14 protein-coding genes are annotated in these 16,385 nt (G+C 64.4%); 3 read left to right on the top strand and 11 right to left on the bottom strand.

Annotated elements, in window-relative coordinates; all coding sequences use genetic code 11:
- Positions 1-18: 18 nt before the first annotated feature.
- Both ABOC32_RS26375 and plsB read right to left on the bottom strand, forming a co-directional pair.
- Complete coding sequence (locus tag ABOC32_RS26375; protein WP_426809438.1) at positions 19-423, bottom strand: YbaY family lipoprotein; 405 nt, start codon at positions 421-423, stop codon at positions 19-21.
- Positions 424-500: 77 nt separating this feature from the next.
- The gene (gene plsB / locus ABOC32_RS26370; protein ID WP_426809437.1) at positions 501-2,987 is read right to left on the bottom strand and encodes a glycerol-3-phosphate 1-O-acyltransferase PlsB; all 2,487 of its coding nucleotides are present in this window, start codon (positions 2,985-2,987) and stop codon (positions 501-503) included.
- Between the two features lie 232 nt (positions 2,988-3,219).
- On the opposite strand from plsB, the gene ABOC32_RS26365 reads away from it, so the two are divergent.
- Positions 3,220-3,429: a cold-shock protein gene (locus ABOC32_RS26365; RefSeq protein ID WP_003252255.1), complete on the top strand. Its 210-nt coding sequence runs from the start codon at positions 3,220-3,222 to the stop codon at positions 3,427-3,429.
- 90 nt (positions 3,430-3,519) lie between these two features.
- Here ABOC32_RS26365 and ABOC32_RS26360 read toward each other — a convergent pair whose 3' ends face one another.
- The 4 genes from ABOC32_RS26360 to ABOC32_RS26345 all read right to left on the bottom strand — a co-directional run bounded on the left by ABOC32_RS26360 (position 3,520) and on the right by ABOC32_RS26345 (position 8,694).
- Positions 3,520-3,897, bottom strand: a complete 378-nt coding sequence (locus tag ABOC32_RS26360) for a hypothetical protein (protein WP_426809436.1) — start codon at positions 3,895-3,897, stop codon at positions 3,520-3,522.
- A gap of 17 nt (positions 3,898-3,914) precedes the next feature.
- Positions 3,915-4,727, bottom strand: a complete 813-nt coding sequence (locus ABOC32_RS26355; RefSeq protein WP_426809435.1) for a putative RNA methyltransferase — start codon at positions 4,725-4,727, stop codon at positions 3,915-3,917.
- Positions 4,727-5,878: a succinyl-diaminopimelate desuccinylase gene (gene dapE / locus ABOC32_RS26350; RefSeq protein ID WP_426809434.1), complete on the bottom strand. Its 1,152-nt coding sequence runs from the start codon at positions 5,876-5,878 to the stop codon at positions 4,727-4,729. The genes ABOC32_RS26355 and dapE overlap by 1 nt, the downstream gene beginning before the upstream one ends.
- A 224-nt stretch (positions 5,879-6,102) precedes the next feature.
- On the bottom strand, positions 6,103-8,694 hold the full coding sequence (locus ABOC32_RS26345) for a glycosyltransferase (RefSeq protein WP_016501175.1): 2,592 nt from the start codon (positions 8,692-8,694) through the stop codon (positions 6,103-6,105).
- 119 nt (positions 8,695-8,813) lie between these two features.
- On the opposite strand from ABOC32_RS26345, the gene tcdA reads away from it, so the two are divergent.
- Complete coding sequence (gene tcdA, locus ABOC32_RS26340) at positions 8,814-9,623, top strand: tRNA cyclic N6-threonylcarbamoyladenosine(37) synthase TcdA (protein ID WP_264362018.1); 810 nt, start codon at positions 8,814-8,816, stop codon at positions 9,621-9,623.
- A 111-nt stretch (positions 9,624-9,734) separates the two neighbouring features.
- Here the strand turns inward: tcdA and ABOC32_RS26335 are convergent, their stop codons facing one another.
- From ABOC32_RS26335 to ABOC32_RS26320, 4 genes are all read right to left on the bottom strand, one after another.
- The gene (locus ABOC32_RS26335; RefSeq protein WP_426809433.1) at positions 9,735-10,145 is read right to left on the bottom strand and encodes a SufE family protein; all 411 of its coding nucleotides are present in this window, start codon (positions 10,143-10,145) and stop codon (positions 9,735-9,737) included.
- Positions 10,142-11,347 carry a cysteine desulfurase gene (locus tag ABOC32_RS26330; RefSeq protein WP_426809432.1) on the bottom strand — a complete coding sequence of 402 codons (1,206 nt, stop codon included), beginning with the start codon at positions 11,345-11,347 and terminating at the stop codon, positions 10,142-10,144. Before ABOC32_RS26330 ends, ABOC32_RS26335 begins: the two co-directional genes overlap by 4 nt.
- Before the next feature lie 120 nt (positions 11,348-11,467).
- A complete protein-coding gene (dapD, locus tag ABOC32_RS26325) occupies positions 11,468-12,502 on the bottom strand; it encodes a 2,3,4,5-tetrahydropyridine-2,6-dicarboxylate N-succinyltransferase (protein ID WP_016485200.1) in 1,035 nt (344 codons plus the stop codon).
- Between the two features lie 31 nt (positions 12,503-12,533).
- Entirely contained in the window at positions 12,534-12,881 is a 348-nt protein-coding gene (locus ABOC32_RS26320; protein WP_003252272.1) for an ArsC family reductase, read from the bottom strand.
- 501 nt (positions 12,882-13,382) lie between these two features.
- Here ABOC32_RS26320 and ABOC32_RS26315 point away from each other — a divergent pair.
- On the top strand, positions 13,383-15,029 hold the full coding sequence (locus ABOC32_RS26315) for a Na+/H+ antiporter (protein ID WP_426809431.1): 1,647 nt from the start codon (positions 13,383-13,385) through the stop codon (positions 15,027-15,029).
- 138 nt (positions 15,030-15,167) lie between these two features.
- Here the strand turns inward: ABOC32_RS26315 and dapC are convergent, their stop codons facing one another.
- Positions 15,168-16,364 (bottom strand): succinyldiaminopimelate transaminase, encoded by a 1,197-nt coding sequence (gene dapC / locus ABOC32_RS26310; protein ID WP_426809430.1) that lies wholly within the window; start codon positions 16,362-16,364, stop codon positions 15,168-15,170.
- Positions 16,365-16,385: the final 21 nt, after the last annotated feature.

Here is a 16,385-nt window from a genome sequence, read left to right as displayed (position 1 = left end):
GACGGATAAATACGGGTGTCAGCGAACCGGGTCGACCTTGATGCGTACCGATTTCGGGTCGCTACCGTCGAGCAACACACCATGGTGTTCGGTATTGATGAACAGCAGCTTGCCCTCCAGCTCGATGCGCGCACTCACTGCATAGCGGTGGCCGGGTTTGACCTGGGCAGGGTCGTAGCTGAGGTGGAACGGCAGCGGCACGTTGCCTTTGACCGGGCCGGCCTGGCGGGCGAGGGTCACGGCAGGGGCGTCCATCAGCGAAACATCTTGCAGCTCCACGCTCAAGGTAGCCGCAGGCGGCAGGGCGATACGCTGCAGGTAGAAGACTTCACCGTCCAGGCTGGCCTGGGTGTGGGTGGATGGGGTTTGGCTGGAACAGGCTGCGAGCAGGGATGCGCAACACAGCATAAAGAGCTTTTTCATGGAATCTCCATTGGTCCTTGGAGCTGGCTTGTGGCCAACCCCAGGGACTTTAGCGGATTTTCCCGGTAGATGAACCGTTAGAGGGTCGAAGTTTCCAGGCCATCGTCACGGTGCAGGGCCACCTGGCGGATCGACAGCCGCAGCTCGGCCGACAGCACACGCTTGGCCACGCCCTCGGCCAGCTCGCCGAGCTTGTCGTGATAACCCAGCTTGCCTTGCCCGTCGGCATGCACCACGCCTTGCTGGAGCAGGGTCTGGATGAAGTGGCGGAACAGCGTCTTGTCGAAGAACTCCGGGGCATTCAGGCCATGCAGGATCGACAGGCGCTGGGCCATCATCACGCACAGGTCTTCCAACGCTTCGGCGCTGAGGGTGTTCTGCCCGCTGTTGAGCAGCAGCGAGGTGGCCATGTAGAAGCGCTGCAGGGTCTGGGTGATGGTGCGGGCGAGCAGGGTCAGCAACACGAACTGCCGCGAGCTGGGCGCCGGGCGTACGTACACGTCGTTCTCCTGGCGCAGCAGGCCTTGTTCGACCAGCGCGGCCAGCCATTGATCGATCACCTCGTCCAGCTGCGCTGGCGTCCAGCGCAGGAACAGTTCGGCCTGCAGGTACGGGTACAACGCGTGCACATACTGGCCCAGCAGTTCGCGGCTCATGCGCGAGCTGCTGAGGAAGAAGCTGGCCAGCAGCGCCGGCAGGGCGAAGATGTGCAGCACGTTGTTGCGGTAATAGGTCATCAGTACCGCATTGCCTTCATCCAGGTAGAGGATGCGGCCCAGGGCGTCCTTCTGTTCGGCCACCAGGTTCATGCTGCGCACGTGTTCGATCAGTGCCTGGCCGTCGCCGTCGGGCAGGGTGGTGTGCGGCGAGTAGGGTACCTGGCGCAACAAGGCCAGGTACAGGTCGAGCACGCGGGTCAGGGCGCGTTCGTCCAGGGCCAGGCGGCTGGTGGAGAGCAGCGCCAGGGCCACCAGGTTGACCGGGTTGATGGCGGCCGCCTCGTTGAGGTGACGGGCCACGGTTTCGCCCAGGCGGGTGGTGGCGGCGTTGAGCCAGGCCGGGCGGTACTGCGGGCCGTGATCCTGTTCACGCCAGCCGGGCTGCTGCTCGTCGAGGAAACCGGCGAGGCGGATGGGTTCGCCAAAGTTGACGTAGACTTGGCCAAAGCGCTGCTTGAGCGCGCCAAACACCTTGAAGATGTCGAACACCGACTCCTTCTTTTTGCTGGCGCCGCGCAACTCGCCCAGGTAGGTGCGGCCTTCGAGCACGCGCTCGTAGCCGATGTACACCGGCACGAACACGACCGGTGTGCGCGACGAGCGCAGGAAGCTGCGCAGGGTAATGGCCAGCATCCCGGTACGCGGCTGCAGCATGCGCCCGGTACGCGAGCGGCCCCCTTCGACGAAGTACTCGACCGGGAAGCCTTTGGTGTACAGGGTATGCAGGTACTCGTTGAACACGGCGGTGTACAGCGGGTTGCCCTTGAACGTGCGGCGCATGAAGAAGGCGCCGCCACGGCGCAGCAGGTTACCCACCACCGGCATGTTGAGGTTGATGCCGGCGGCCACGTGCGGTGGGGTGAGGCCGTTGCGGAACAGCAGGTACGACAGCAGCAGGTAATCGATGTGGCTGCGGTGGCACGGCACGTAGATCACTTCGTGGCCGGGGGCGATGCCCTGGACCTGTTCGATATGGTTGACCTTGATGCCGTCGTAGATCTTGTTCCAGAACCAGCTGAGCACCACTTCGAGAAAGCGGATGACCGTGTAGGTGTAGTCCGAGGCGATCTCGTTGCCATAACGCAATGCCTGGGCTTCGGCCTTGGCCAGCGGCAGGTTCTCGCGCTGGGCCTCGTCGACGATGGCCTGGCGCACCTGCGGGGCATGGATCAGGCCTTTGACCAGGTTACGCCGGTGCGAGATATCCGGGCCGATGACGGCGGTCTTTAGGTTGCGAAAATGCACGCGCATCAGGCGCTGGGCCATGCGCACGGTGCGTTCGTGGCCTTTGTTGTGCTGTACCAGTTCGCGCAGGTGGATGGGGGCGGAGAACTGCACCCGGGTCTTGCGCCCCAGGATCAGCACGGTCAGCAGCCGGCGCAGGCGCCCGGTCACCGCCCAGCTGTCGGCGAACAGCAGCTTCCACGGGCTGGACTCACTGGCCGGGGTCTGGCCCCAGAACACGCTGACCGGAATGATCTGCGCATCTTCTTCGGCATGCTGGCTGACGGCAGCCACCAGGCGCTCAAGCGTGGGCGGGGCGCCGCTTTTATCCTGCCGGCCAAGCCAGTCCGGGTCGGGGGTGAGGTAGAAGAACCCGGCCGGTTCCTGCAGCGGGCCGACTGCCACCGGCAGCACCGGGCGCGGCAGCCCCGCCTTGGTGCACTCGTGGTCGAGCACCGCCAGGTCGGTGAGCGCGGGCGAGGGCAGTGCATAGAACACTGGCCGGCTGCGGTCGAGGTTGAGGGACATGGAAGACTGGTTGATGGTCTCGGAGCGCACCCACAGGTACAACAGGCGACGCAGGGCGCCGAAGATCAGGCGGCGCAGGGGGGAACGGGTCATGGGGTGAGTGCCCTGGGTGTGATGTTCAGGTGAGTATCCAGCTATTTAGTCTGCCGTATCGGCGTAAGTTCAGCAAAAAACGGCCAACGGCGGGACCGTCATCAATTTTTTTTGTTCTGTGTCATATACTCGGCCTGCCACTTGCAGGATATTTCAGCAAGCGGCGTTGGCACGGGGCCGTGAGCTCATGCCTACAAGGCGATCTTCACAATAAAAATCCGGAGTAGTTCAGATGTCGTCTCGTGAGACTGGGAATGTAAAGTGGTTCAACGATGCCAAGGGTTATGGCTTCATTCAGCGCGAAGGTGGTGCGGATGTGTTCGTCCACTATCGGGCGATCCGCGGTGAGGGGCATCGTACCCTGGTCGAAGGGCAGCGGGTGGAATACGCCTGCGTGCAGGGCCAGAAAGGCCTGCAAGCCGAAGACGTAGTAGGGCTCTGAGCCTCAAGCTGTAAGCCTCAAGCTGCAAGTGACCGTGTACTTGCAGCCTGATGCGATCCCTCTTGAAGCTCGCAGCTTAAAGCTTGCCGCTCAAGAAGTACGCCAGGTGATTTCCTCTTCACCGTCGGCGCTGATGCGGACCCAGCGGTCGGCATCTTCTTCCCCGTCTTCCTCTACCCAGCCACCCGGCGCGCAGCGCACTTCCACACCCAGTGCAGCGAATGCAGCGCGGGCGCAGGCGATATCATCGGCCCATGGCGTCTGATCGCTTTCCAGGTACAGGCTGTTCCATTTCCCTACAGCCTTGGGTAACCAGGTGACCGGAATGTTACCGGCCTTGCATTTGAACGTCTGGCCTTTCTGCTGCCATTCGCTGCAGGGGCCAATCTCCTGGGCGAGCCACTCGGCAATCTGCTTGTGGTCGACGTCGGCGTCCTTCAGGTAAATCTCGATATCGGGTTGGCGCATAAGGGCTCCGGGTGTGCTCAGTCTTGGCGCACGAAATAGTCATAACGCATGGAAACCGTGACCTCGAACGGCTCGGGCTGGTCGATCACCAAGGCGCGTTTTTCGGCGCTGGCGCGCCAGCCGTGCGGGGTCATGGCCAGCAGGTCGGCGCGCGCCTTGGGCACGGCCAGGCTCAGGCGGAACTCCAGCGTTTCGCTGTGGGCGTGGGCCATGCCTTCGGGGACGAGGGCCAAGTGCTTGTCGTCGGCATAAGGGCGTACTTCATCGTAGAGCACCTCGCGCAACTCCATCAGGTGGCCGCTGGTCGGGCCGACCCGCATCAGGCCGCCGCCGGGGCTGAGCAGGCGCTTGGCCTCGGCCCAGTCCAGCGGGCTGAACACGCTGGCGATGAACTGGCAGCTGGCGTCGGCCAGCGGCACGCGGGCCATGCTGGCGACCATCCAGGTGACCTCGGGCGCACGGCGGCAGGCACGCTTGACCGCCTCGCGGGAGATATCCAGGGCGTAACCGTCGGCAGCCGGCAGGGCCTGGGCGAGCAGCGCGGTGTAGTAACCTTCGCCGCAGCCGATGTCCAGCCAGGCACCGGGCTGGCGCTCGGCGGCCAGTTCGGCCAGGCGGCGGGCCACCGGGGCGTAGTGGCCAGCGTCGAGGAAGTCGCGACGGGCCTCGACCATGGCCTGGTTGTCACCCGGGTCGCGGCTGTTCTTGTGCTGCACCGGCAGCAGGTTCAGGTAACCCTGGCGGGCGCGGTCGAAGCGGTGGCCGGCGGGGCACACCACACTGTTGTCGAGCCGGCTCAGCGGCGCCTGGCAAAGGGGGCAGGCGAGCATCAGGCGAGCAACCGAACCAGGGTCTGGTAGTAGATTTCGGTCAGCAGGTCGAGGTCGCTGGCCAGGATCCGCTCGTCCACCTGGTGAATGGTGGCGTTGACCGGGCCAAGCTCGACCACCTGGGTACCCATGGTGGCGATGAAGCGGCCATCGGAGGTGCCGCCGCTGGTAGATGGCTGGGTGTCGCGGCCGGTGACGCCCTTGATGCTGTGCGCCACGGCGTCGAGCAGTTCACCAGGTTCGGTGAGGAACGGCAGGCCCGACAGCGCCCAGTCGATCGACCAATCCAGTTCATGCTTGTCGAGAATCGCCGACACCCGTGCCTGCAGGCCTTCGACGGTGGACTCGGTGGAAAAGCGGAAGTTGAACAGCGCGGTCAGGTCGCCTGGTACCACGTTTGTGGCGCCGGTGCCGGAATTGAGGTTGGAGATCTGGAAGCTGGTCGGCGGGAAGAACGCATTGCCTTCGTCCCAGTGCTCGGCTGCCAGTTCCGCCAGGGCCGGAGCGGCCAGGTGGATCGGGTTGCGGGCCAGGTGCGGGTAGGCCACGTGGCCTTGCTTGCCGCGCACGGTCAGCTTGGCACCCAGCGAGCCGCGGCGGCCGTTCTTGACCACGTCACCCAGCAGGGTGGTGCTGGAGGGCTCGCCGACGATGCACCAGTCCAGGCGTTCGTTGCGTGCTTTCAGGCGCTCGACCACTGCCTTGGTGCCATGGTGGGCCGGGCCTTCCTCGTCGCTGGTGATCAGGAAGGCGACCTTGCCGCGGTGGTTCGGGTAGTCGTGCACGAAGCGCTCGCTGGCGATCACCATGGAGGCCAGGCTGCCTTTCATGTCGGCGGCGCCACGGCCGCAGAGCATGCCGTCAGCGTCGATCAGCGCTTCGAACGGTTCGTGCTGCCATTGCTGCACCGGGCCGGTGGGCACCACGTCGGTGTGGCCGGCAAAGCACAGCACCGGGCCGTCCTGGCTGCCGTGGGTGGCCCAGAAGTTGTCTACGTCTTCAATGCGCATCGGCTCGAGCTCGAAGCCCACGGCGCCCAGGCGCGTCATCATCTGCGCCTGGCAGTCGGCGTCGACAGGGGTGACCGAGGGGCGACGGATCAGGTCGCAGGCCAGTTGAAGGGTAGGCGAGAGCTCGGCAGGGGCCGTCATGGGGAACTCCGGGGCAAGGCAAGGCGGGGAAATCTGAGGGGCGTTATCTTATATCAAACCGAAGGGCCAATGGGGTAATGCCAGCCAGTTAAGCGACTTGGGCCGCTTTGCGGCCCTTCGCGGGCTTGCCCGCTCCCACAGGAATTGCGCATGCCCGCACTCAACGCGAAACCTGTGGGAGCGGGCAAGCCCGCGAAGGGCTGCAAAGCAGCCCCCCGGCAATCTCAAGCCTGTTGCGGCTCAGCGGCCTTTTCTACCGGTTTGGGCAGGGATGACAGCAACGCCATCACCAGCGCCGCCACGTACGGCAACGACTGCACCAGCAACATCGCCACCCAGAAGCGCATGTCCGAACTCGGCAGCCCCTGCACCAGGTAGATACCCAGCGCCGCACCCCACAGCAGCAACATGATGAACAGCTCTTCCCGCGCTTCGGAAAGTGCCACCAGCAGCCCATGGCTGTCGGCATTCTTTGGCGTGCGGAAGAACGGCATGCTGCTGGTGAAGAAGCCGTACAGCACCGCCTTGGCAATGGTATGCGACAGCGCCAGGCCAGCCAGCGCTGCGGCGAAGGCGTCCTTGAGGTTGACCCCCACCGCGCGGCGGTAAAGGAAGATGATCTTGCCGACCTTGAAGAAGAACAGCGCCAGCGGCGGGATGGCGAAGATCATCAGTGGCGGGTCGACCCGGTGCGGCACGATGATCATCGCCGCCGACCACAGCAGCGCGCCGATGGTGAAGAAGATGTTCATGCCGTCAGCGACCCATGGCAGCCAGCCGGCCAGGAAGTGGTAGCGCTGGCCACGGGTCAGCTCGCTGCCCTTGCCGCGCAGCAGCGCGCTGGCGTGGTGCTTGATGATCTGGATGGCACCGTAGGCCCAGCGGAAACGCTGCTTCTTGAAGTCGATGAAGGTGTCGGGCATCAGGCCCTTGCCGTAGCTGTTGTGGGCGTAGGCGGCCGACAGGCCCTTCTCGAACACGCGCAGGCCCAGCTCGGCGTCCTCGCAGATGCACCATTCGGCCCAGCCCAGCTCTTCCAGGACCGTGCGCCGGGTCATGGTCATGGTGCCGTGCTGGATGATGGCGTCACGGTCGTTGCGGGTGACCATGCCGATGTGGAAGAAGCCCTTGTACTCGCTGTAGCACAGCTTCTTGAAGGCGCTTTCGTGCTGGTCGCGATAGTCCTGCGGCGATTGCACCACGGCAATTTTCGGGTCGGCGAAATGCGGCACCATGTGCTTGAGCCAGTTGCGGTCCACACAGTAGTCCGAGTCGATCACCGCGATCACTTCGGCGTCCTTGGCCGTGTGCGGGAGCAGGTAGTTCAGCGCGCCGCCCTTGAAGCCGGCCAGTGGCGCGACGTGGAAGAACTTGAAGCGCTCGCCGAGCTTCTCGCAGTGGGCCTTCAGCGGCTCCCACACGGCCGGGTCCTTGGTGTTGTTGTCGATCACCAGCACTTCGTAGTCGGGGTAGTCCAGCGCGGCCAGGGCGTCGAGGGTCTGCTTCACCATCTCGGGTGGCTCGTTGTAGCACGGCACATGCACCGACACCTTGGGCCGGTAGGCGCTGTCGGCCTGCACCGGCAGGAACTCGCGTCGGCGCTTGTGTATCCAGACCGCCTCGGCCAATTCATGGGCCTCGGTCAGCAGCACGATGAACACGCCCAGCGCGCCAAGGGCGAGCAGCACCCCCACCGTGAGGCTGAACCAGGTGCTGTATTGCTGGCTGTAGTCGTAGGCGATCCACACCAGCACCGACCCGCACAGGAAGGTGATGAACGTGAGGAACGTGCGGCCGCGCTGGCGCAGGGCCGAGCCGTCGATGAACAGCACCATCAGCGCGATCATCGCCAGCACCACCGAGGCCACCGCCAGGGCACGCCACTGCGGGATCGCCACCACCGGGCCGTCGAAGTTGAATTTTTGCTGGCGCTCGGCGTTGTACACACCCCAGTAGGCGCCTACCGAACCTTCGTCGCTGGCCTTCCACGGCTGGTCATAGGCTTCGATGACGAAGTAGTTGTAGCCACGGCGGTTGAGGGTGTTGACCAGGGTGCGCAGGTAGATGGCCTGGTCGGCCTGGCTGGCATCGGCACCCCCGCGCATGCGACCGTTGCTCGGCCAGCCGACTTCCGACAGCAGCAGGGGTTTGCGCGGGAACTGGTGCTTCAGCTCACGGGCGCGGTCGAGCACGAATTCGACCGAATCCTTCATCGGCACGAATTCCCAGTAGGGCAGGATGTGCGCGGCAATCAGGTCGACGTGCTTGGCAATCTCGGGGTTTTCCTTCCAGATGTGCCATTGCTCACTGGTGGTGACCGGTACCTTGACGGCTGCGCGTACCCGGTCCAGGTATTTGATCAGGTTTTCCGGGGTGACTTCTTCACGGAACAGCGCTTCGTTGCCGACCACAACCCGCACCACGCTGCGCGAGGTGTTGGCCAGCTGGATGGCGGTGGCGATTTCGCGTTCGTTGCGCTCCAGGTCCGGGCTGATCCAGATCCCCAGCGTCACCCGCAGGCCGAACTCTTCGGCCAGGCGCGGGATGTCGGCCTGGGTGCCCTCCACGGTATAGATACGGATGCTGTCGGTCAGTTTGCTCAACTGCTCCAGGTCCTGGCGCATCTCGTCGTCAGTGGGGTACTGGCCCTTCTGCGGGCTTTCACCCAGGCGGAAAGGCGAATACGAAAAGCCAGAGATCTGCTCTGGCCAGGCGGGGGCGGAGACCGGGCGGTTGATCAGTGCCCAGAACCCGGTGAACAGCGCGGCGATGGCCAGCACCACAACCAGGTTCAGGCCGAATTTACGTGAAGACATTGTCGTCCATTTGTGTCGGAGTGATAGGACATTAAAGCAGGGTTGGTAGCCTCTTTCCTAACGATGCAGGCCATGGGCCCGCTGGCATATAATGCGCGCCGGTTTTTTGGGGTATGAACATGAGCACAGAAGATCCACGCTTCGCCGGCGTTGCCCGGCTGTATGGCGACCAGGGGCTGCAACGCCTGGGCCAGGCCCATGTGGGCGTGGTCGGTATTGGCGGGGTTGGCTCGTGGGTGGCCGAAGCGCTGGCCCGCAGCGGCGTGGGTGAAATTTCCCTGTTTGATCTGGACGACGTCTGCGTCAGCAACACCAACCGCCAGGCCCATGCCCTGGAAGGGCAGGTGGGGCGGCCCAAGGTGGAGGTCATGGCCGAGCGCCTGCGGGCGATCAACCCGGCATGCACGGTGCATGCGGTGGCCGACTTCGTCACCCGTGAAACCATGGCCGAACACATCCACGAGCAGCTGGACTGTGTGATCGACTGCATCGACAGCGTCATGGCCAAGGCGGCGTTGATTGCCTGGTGCCGGCGGCGCAAGATCGCCATCGTGACCACGGGGGGCGCTGGTGGGCAGATCGACCCGACACAGATCCAGATCGCCGACCTGAACAAGACCTTCAACGACCCGCTGGCCTCGCGGGTGCGTTCCACCCTGCGCCGCGATTACAACTTTTCGCGCAATGTCAGCCGCAACTATGGCGTGCCGTGCGTGTTCTCCAGCGAACAGCTGCGTTACCCCAAGGGCGATGGCAGCGTTTGCCTGCAGAAAAGCTTCGTGGGTGAGGGTGTAAGGCTGGACTGCTCGGGTGGCTTTGGCGCGGTGATGATGGTGACCGCGACCTTTGGCATGGTGGCAGCTAGCAAAGCAGTTGAGAAACTGGTAGCCGGTGCGCGGCGGCCCTCGGAACGGCTCAAGCCAGAATAACTTGCGTGGGCCTCTTCGCGGGCTCGCCCGCTCCCACAGGGGTCTCATCTTTCTTGAGAGAGATGCAGTCCCTGTGGGAGCGGGCAAGCCCGCGAAGAAGCCAGCACCGTTTCAACGGGTGGACGCCAACTCCGCCATCCGCTGCAACACTGCATGCAGCCCATTGCTACGCGACGGCGATAGCTGGCGCTCTAGCCCCAGTTGGGTGAACCACTCGCGCAGATCAAGCCCGGCCAGCTCTTCACGGGTCAAACCCTGCACCCGCACCAGCAACAACGCCAGCAGCCCACGCAACAGGCGTGCATCGCTGCTGGCCTTGAACTGCCACAAGTCCTCGGCCTGCTCGGCCACCAGCCACACCAGGCTTTCGCAGCCATGCACCCGGTTGGCTTCGGTCTTGTCAGCCTCGGTCAGCGGCTCCAGGCGGTCGCCCCATTGCATCAGCAGTCGCGCGCGCTGTTCCCAGCCCTTGCCCTGTTCAAACGCTTCCAGCGCCTCACGTGCTTGTTTCGGCAGACTCATCGCAACAACTCCAGGCCCTGATCAAGCGCAGCGAAGAAGCGCTGCAAGTCATCGCTGTCGTTGTACAAGCCCAACGATACGCGGATTGCGCCTTCCAGCCCCAACCCTTGCAAGAGCGGTATGGCGCAGTGGTGCCCGGCACGCACGGCTATCCCTTGCTCGGTCAGCAAGTGGGCGATATCGGCGTTGTGCACGCCCTCGATGACGAAGCTGGCCAGCGCCGTCTGTGGCGCCCCCAATACCCGCACGCCCTCACGGTCGGCCAGGCCACGCAGTAGGTGCTGGTGCAGGCTGGTTTCGTGGGCTTCGACAGCCTGGGCGTCGAGGCTGGCCAGGTAATCCAGGGTTGCGCCCAGGCCGATCACCCCGGCGATGGGCGGCGTACCTGCCTCGAACCCCAGCGGTGCCGGGCGGAAGCTGGCGCTCTGGTACTCGGCCAGTTGCACCATCTCGCCACCGAACTGCCAATGGCGCAGCAGCTCCAGCGCCCGCGTGTGGCCGTACAGCACGCCAACCCCATCCGGGCCGTACAGCTTGTGGCTGGAGAATACATAGAAGTCGCAGCCCAGTTGCTGCACATCGTGGCGACCATGCACCACGCCCTGGGCACCGTCGACCACGGTCAGCGCGCCTTGGGCGCGGGCATGGGAAAGCAGGGCCGGCAGCGGCTGCCAGGTACCCAGTACGTTGGACAGCTGGCTGATGGCGAGCACCCGGGTGCGTGGGCCTATCAGTTGCAGTGCCTGGTTCAGGTCGATGCGGCCATGGGCATCCAGCGGCAGTATCACCAGGCGCAGGTTGCGCCGGCGTGCCAGCTGCTGCCAGGGCAGCAGGTTGGCATGGTGCTCCAGCGCGCTGATGGCAATTTCGTCACCGGCTTCGAAGCGGTGCTCCAGGCCATAGGCCAGCAGGTTCAGCGCCGAGGTGGCACCGTGGGTGAACACGATCTGCCGTGAGTCCGCGGCATTCAGCCAGGCAGCGACCTTGTCGCGGCTGGTTTCGAAGGCCTGGGTCGCAAGCGCGCCGGGCAAATGCTGGGCACGGTGCACATTGGCCGCGCCATGGCCGTAGTAATGGCTCAAGGCATCGATCAGGGCTTGCGGCTTCTGGGTGGTGGCGGCGCTGTCCAGGTAGGTCTGGTGCTGCCGTTGCAGGGCGGCGATGGCGGGGAAGTCGGCACGCCAGGGGGAGGGCTGGAACATGTTCACGGGGCCTGGAATGAAAATCGGGTCTGGCGTGGTGCCAGACCCGATCTTAACATTTCAAACGCTGAGAATGCGCTGTTCGCGAGCAAGCTCGCTCCTACAGGGGCTGAAGGATTCTCAGTTGTGGGCGTGCAACGCCTCGTTCAGCTCGATGGCCGACTTGTGGGTCTTGCACTCTACCGCGCCGTTCAGCGAGTTGCGGCGGAACAGCAGGTCGGTCTGGCCGGCCAGGTCGCGGGCCTTGACCACTTTGACCAGCTCGTTGTTTTCGTCCAGCAGGTTCACTTTGGTGCCAGCGGTGATGTACAGGCCGGCTTCAACGGTGTTGCGGTCGCCCAGTGGGATGCCGATACCGGCGTTGGCGCCGATCAGGCAGCCTTCGCCGACCTTGATGACGATGTTGCCGCCACCGGACAGGGTGCCCATGGTCGAGCAACCGCCGCCCAGGTCGGAACCTTTGCCAACGAACACGCCGGCGGACACACGGCCTTCGATCATGCCCGGGCCTTCGGTGCCAGCGTTAAAGTTGACGAAGCCTTCGTGCATGATGGTGGTGCCTTCGCCGATGTAGGCGCCCAGGCGCACACGGGCGGTATCGGCGATGCGCACGCCGGCCGGGACCACGTAGTCGGTCATTTTCGGGAACTTGTCCACCGAGAACACTTCCAGCAGCTCGCCCTTCAGGCGCGCTTCCAGTTGCAGCTCGGCCAGTTCGGCCAGGTCGACGGCGCCCTGGTTGGTCCAGGCTACGTTTGGCAGCAGCGGGAAGATGCCAGCCAGGCTCAGGCCGTGTGGCTTGACCAGGCGGTGCGACAGCAGGTGCAGCTTGAGGTAGGCCTCTGGGGTGGAGGTCAGGGCTGCGTCTTCGGCCAGCAGGGTGGCGACCAGCGGCTTGTGGCTTTCGGCCAGACGGGTCAGCAGGGCAGCCTGGGCGGCATCCACGCCTTTCAAGGCTTCGGCCAGTTTCAAGGCCTGGCCATTGCTGAAGGCGATGGCTTGGTTGCCACCTTCGTAACCGAGAACAGGGGCTACAGCGGCAACCAGCTCGGCGCTCGGGTTGAGCAGCGGTTGTGCGTAGAACACTTCCAGCCAGGCGCCCTGGCGGTTCTGGGAGCCGACACCGAAGGCCAGGCTGAACAGGGTATTGGACATGTGATTACCTCGTGCGAAATAGGGTGGGGGCTCAGGCCAGGGCAGCGGCGTAGAGGTCGGGCTTGAAGCCGACCAGGGTACGCGCGCCAAGGTCCAGCACCGGGCGTTTGATCATCGACGGCTGGGCCAGCATCAGCTCGACGGCCTTGGCCTGGTCGAGGTCTGCCTTGCTGGCGTCGTCCAGCTTGCGGAAGGTGGTGCCGGCACGGTTGAGGATGACTTCCCAGCCGTGTTCGTCGCACCAGCGGTTCAGGCTGTCGCGGTCGATGCCTTGGGTTTTGTAATCGTGGAATTCGTAGGCGATGGCTTTGTCTTCGAGCCAGGTACGCGCCTTTTTCATGGTGTCACAGGCTTTGATGCCGTAGAGCGTGTAGGTCATTGTGTACATTGGGGTTACAAGTTGCCCCAATCTCTCCGTTTTCCGATGTCAGTCGCAGGATTATGCGGGAACGAAACAGTGAGCGCCACGGGTGTGCTTGCCTTGAGCCTTGCAGTGTGTCGGAGATCGAGCGCCGCCCGCGCGGCGCATCGCGAGCTGCGCTCGCTCCTACGTTTGTTTAGGGCCAGTAACGTCTATGGCAGGCGCGCGCGACCGCCTTGGTTGTCCGGCGCTATATCGAGACATGCGCCAAAGCGTTCGCGCGAAAACACCACAGGATTGATTGGCCAGAAACAAACGTAGGAGCGAGCGCAGCTCGCGATGCGCCGCGCGGGCGGCGCTCGATCTCCAACCTACTGAAGTATCATCATGTTACATATTCTTCCGTCACCTGCGACTATCGTGCAGCGGCCCCGGACCGCCGGTCGCCGCTAACATATTGTTCCAATGGCGATGTTTCGCCTTGCTATCGTTTCTGGTTCACAAAGGAAGCTTTCCCGGATGCAGTCCGCCTACACCGTCCTCATCCTGCTGACGCTGGTCAGCCTGTCGAAGCTGGTCGGCCGCATGATTCCGCTGCCCCTGCCGCTGGTGCAGATCGCTGCCGGTGCCTTGCTGGCGCTGCCGACACTGGGCCTGCATGTGGCCCTGGACCCCGAATTGTTCCTGTTCCTGTTCTTGCCGCCGCTGCTGTTTGCCGACGGCTGGCGCATCCCCAAGCGTGAGTTGTGGCGCATCCGCGGGCCCGTGGTGGCGCTGGCCGTTGGTCTGGTGCTGTTCACCGTGGTCGGGGCCGGCTACTTCATTCACTGGCTGCTGCCGAGCATCCCGCTGCCAGTGGCCTTTGCCCTGGCGGCGGTGCTGTCGCCGACTGACGCCGTGGCGGTTTCGGCCATCGCCCAGGACCGCCTGCCCACCCCGCTGATGCACATGCTGCAGGGGGAGGCCCTGATGAACGACGCATCGGGCCTGGTGACCTTCAAGTTTGCCCTGGCGGCGGCGATCACCGGGGTGTTCTCGCTGACCGATGCAAGCTTCAGTTTCGTCCTGGTGGCGCTTGGCGGCCTGGCGGTGGGTGTGGGCCTGAGCTGGCTGGTGGGCCGCCTGCGCGCCTGGATGATCGCCCGTGGCTGGGACGACCCGGCCACCCACGTGGTGTTCATGTTGCTGCTGCCGTTCGCCGCCTACGTGCTGGCCGAGCGCCTGGGCGTGTCGGGCATCCTGTCGGCGGTGGCGGCCGGCATGATGCAAAGCTGGCTCGACCTGCTGCCGCGGCAGACCAGCACCCGGCTGCTCAACCGCAGCGTCTGGTCGCTGCTGGAGTTCGCCTTCAATGGCCTGATCTTCCTGCTTTTGGGCCTGCAATTGCCGGACATCATCAAGGCAGTGGTCAGCCACGAAGCCACCGTGTGGCCGACCCTGGCCTACCGTTGCCTGGACGTGGTGGCGATCTTTGCTGCGCTGATCCTGCTGCGGTTCATCTGGGTGCAGAGCATCTGGCGCTCGATCGGCGTGGTGCGCCGCTGGCGCGGCAAACCGGCGCTGGTGCTGATGCCTACGGCGCGCTCCTGCTGGCTGCTGACCCTGGGCGGTGTGCGTGGTGCAGTGACCCTGGCGGGTGTGATGTCGGTGCCGTTGCTGATGGGCGCGGGCAACGCCTTCCCTGAACGTGACTTGCTGATCTTCATTGCCGCCGGGGTGATCCTGCTGTCGTTGATCAGCGCCTGCATCGCCCTGCCGATATTGCTGCGCGGGGTGACCAAGAGCCCGGACGAGCGTTTGCACCAGGAAGTGCAGGAAGCCTGGCGGCGCACGGCCGAGGCGGCGATTCATGCCCTGGAAGCAGAAGACGTGATCGACGCCAATGCCCCGCAGGATGCTGCGCAGGCGACCTTGGCGACCGAGCTGAAGGCGCGCTTGATGGCTGAGTACCGGGATGAGCTGGACAGCTACAACGACAGTGCCGAGGCCAAGGCCCTGGCCGAACAGATGGACTTGCTGGAGCGGCGCTTGCGCTTGCGTGCGCTGAGGGCGCAGCGGCTGGAGCTGTATAACCTGCATCGCCAGCACGAAGTAGGTGATGAAGTGGTGCGGCAGGTGCTGGGGGAACTGGATATGAGCGAGGCGAACCTGGGGCAGGTCAGGTAGCCGCAGGGGCCGCTTTGCGGCCCTGTGGGAGCGAGTTCACTCGCGAATCAGGCGACACGGTGTATGGCACCGGCTGCGCCGGTGTTCGCGGGTGAACCCGCTCCCACAGGTTCTGCACAGAATTAAAGCATTGCTGAATCAGCGGTTTTGCAGGAAGGTGCGGATTCGCTCCGCCGCCTCGATGCATTCGGCCAACGGTGCAACCAGCGCCATGCGCACGCGCCCCGCGCCCGGGTTCACGCCATCCACTTCACGCGACAGGTACGACCCCGGCACCACGGTCACATGCTGGGCCTCGAACAGGTCGCGGGTAAACTCGGCATCGCCACCCGGCACCTTGGCCCACAGGTAAAAGCTGCCATCCGGGCGCTGTACGTCCAGCACCGGCTGCAGGATGTCCAGCACGGCATCGTACTTGGCGCGGTACTGGTCGCGGTTCGCGCGCACATGCGCCTCGTCTTGCCAGGCGGCGATGCTGGCCAACTGGGTTTGTACCGGCATGGCGCAGCCGTGGTAGGTGCGGTACAGCAGGAACGGCTTGATGATCTCGGCATCACCCGCCACGAAGCCCGAGCGCAGGCCCGGCAGGTTGGAGCGCTTGGACAGGCTGTGGAACACCACGCAGCGCTTGAAGTCACTGCGGCCGAGCTCGGCGCAGGCGGTCAGCAGGCCCGGTGGCGGGGCGTCTTCGTCGAAGTACAGCTCGCTGTAGCACTCGTCGGCGGCGATCACGAAGTCGTGCTCGTCGGCCAGGGCGATCAGCTTCTTCAGGGTGTCCATCGGCACCAGTGCACCGGTAGGGTTGCCCGGCGAGCACAGGAACAGGATCTGGCAGCGCTTCCAGACCTCGGCCGGCACGGCGTCGAAGTCAGGGTTGAAACCATTGTCTTCAAGGCACGGCAGGTAGTGCGGGGTAGCCCCGGCCAGCAGCGCTGCGCCTTCGTAGATCTGGTAGAACGGGTTGGGGCTGATCACCAGGCCGTCATCGGCCCGGTTGACCACCGCCTGGGTGAAGGCGAACAGCGCTTCACGGGTGCCATTGACCGGCAGGATGTGACGGTCGGCATCCAGCCAGCCGGCTGGCACGGCAAAGCGACGTTCGCACCACTGGCCGATGGCCTGGCGCAGGGCCGGCAGGCCGAGGGTGCTGGGGTATACCGCCAGTTTGTCGAGGTTGTCGGCCATGGCCTGGGCTACGAACGCCGGGGATTCGTGCTTCGGCTCACCGATTGACAGGGCGATGGCGCGTTTGTCTGCCGCAGGCTTCACGCTGCCCAGCAGGGCACGGAGTTTCTCGAACGGGTAGGGCTGAAGCTGGGTCAAGGCATGGTTCATCGGCGCAAGGTCTCGTCAATC

The sequence above is a fragment of the Pseudomonas sp. WOUb67 genome (genome assembly GCF_050058005.1).
GTDB lineage: Bacteria > Pseudomonadota > Gammaproteobacteria > Pseudomonadales > Pseudomonadaceae > Aquipseudomonas > Aquipseudomonas putida_R.
This window is presented reverse-complemented; position numbering and strand designations above follow the sequence as displayed.

Coding starts and splice junctions, on each gene's coding strand:
- ABOC32_RS26375 (WP_426809438.1), bottom strand. CDS start 423: ATGAAAAAGCTCTTTATGCTGTGTTGCGCATCCCTGCTCGCAGCCTGT.
- plsB (WP_426809437.1), bottom strand. CDS start 2,987: ATGACCCGTTCCCCCCTGCGCCGCCTGATCTTCGGCGCCCTGCGTCGC.
- ABOC32_RS26365 (WP_003252255.1), top strand. CDS start 3,220: ATGTCGTCTCGTGAGACTGGGAATGTAAAGTGGTTCAACGATGCCAAG.
- ABOC32_RS26360 (WP_426809436.1), bottom strand. CDS start 3,897: ATGCGCCAACCCGATATCGAGATTTACCTGAAGGACGCCGACGTCGAC.
- ABOC32_RS26355 (WP_426809435.1), bottom strand. CDS start 4,727: ATGCTCGCCTGCCCCCTTTGCCAGGCGCCGCTGAGCCGGCTCGACAAC.
- dapE (WP_426809434.1), bottom strand. CDS start 5,878: ATGACGGCCCCTGCCGAGCTCTCGCCTACCCTTCAACTGGCCTGCGAC.
- ABOC32_RS26345 (WP_016501175.1), bottom strand. CDS start 8,694: ATGTCTTCACGTAAATTCGGCCTGAACCTGGTTGTGGTGCTGGCCATC.
- tcdA (WP_264362018.1), top strand. CDS start 8,814: ATGAGCACAGAAGATCCACGCTTCGCCGGCGTTGCCCGGCTGTATGGC.
- ABOC32_RS26335 (WP_426809433.1), bottom strand. CDS start 10,145: ATGAGTCTGCCGAAACAAGCACGTGAGGCGCTGGAAGCGTTTGAACAG.
- ABOC32_RS26330 (WP_426809432.1), bottom strand. CDS start 11,347: ATGTTCCAGCCCTCCCCCTGGCGTGCCGACTTCCCCGCCATCGCCGCC.
- dapD (WP_016485200.1), bottom strand. CDS start 12,502: ATGTCCAATACCCTGTTCAGCCTGGCCTTCGGTGTCGGCTCCCAGAAC.
- ABOC32_RS26320 (WP_003252272.1), bottom strand. CDS start 12,881: ATGACCTACACGCTCTACGGCATCAAAGCCTGTGACACCATGAAAAAG.
- ABOC32_RS26315 (WP_426809431.1), top strand. CDS start 13,383: ATGCAGTCCGCCTACACCGTCCTCATCCTGCTGACGCTGGTCAGCCTG.
- dapC (WP_426809430.1), bottom strand. CDS start 16,364: ATGAACCATGCCTTGACCCAGCTTCAGCCCTACCCGTTCGAGAAACTC.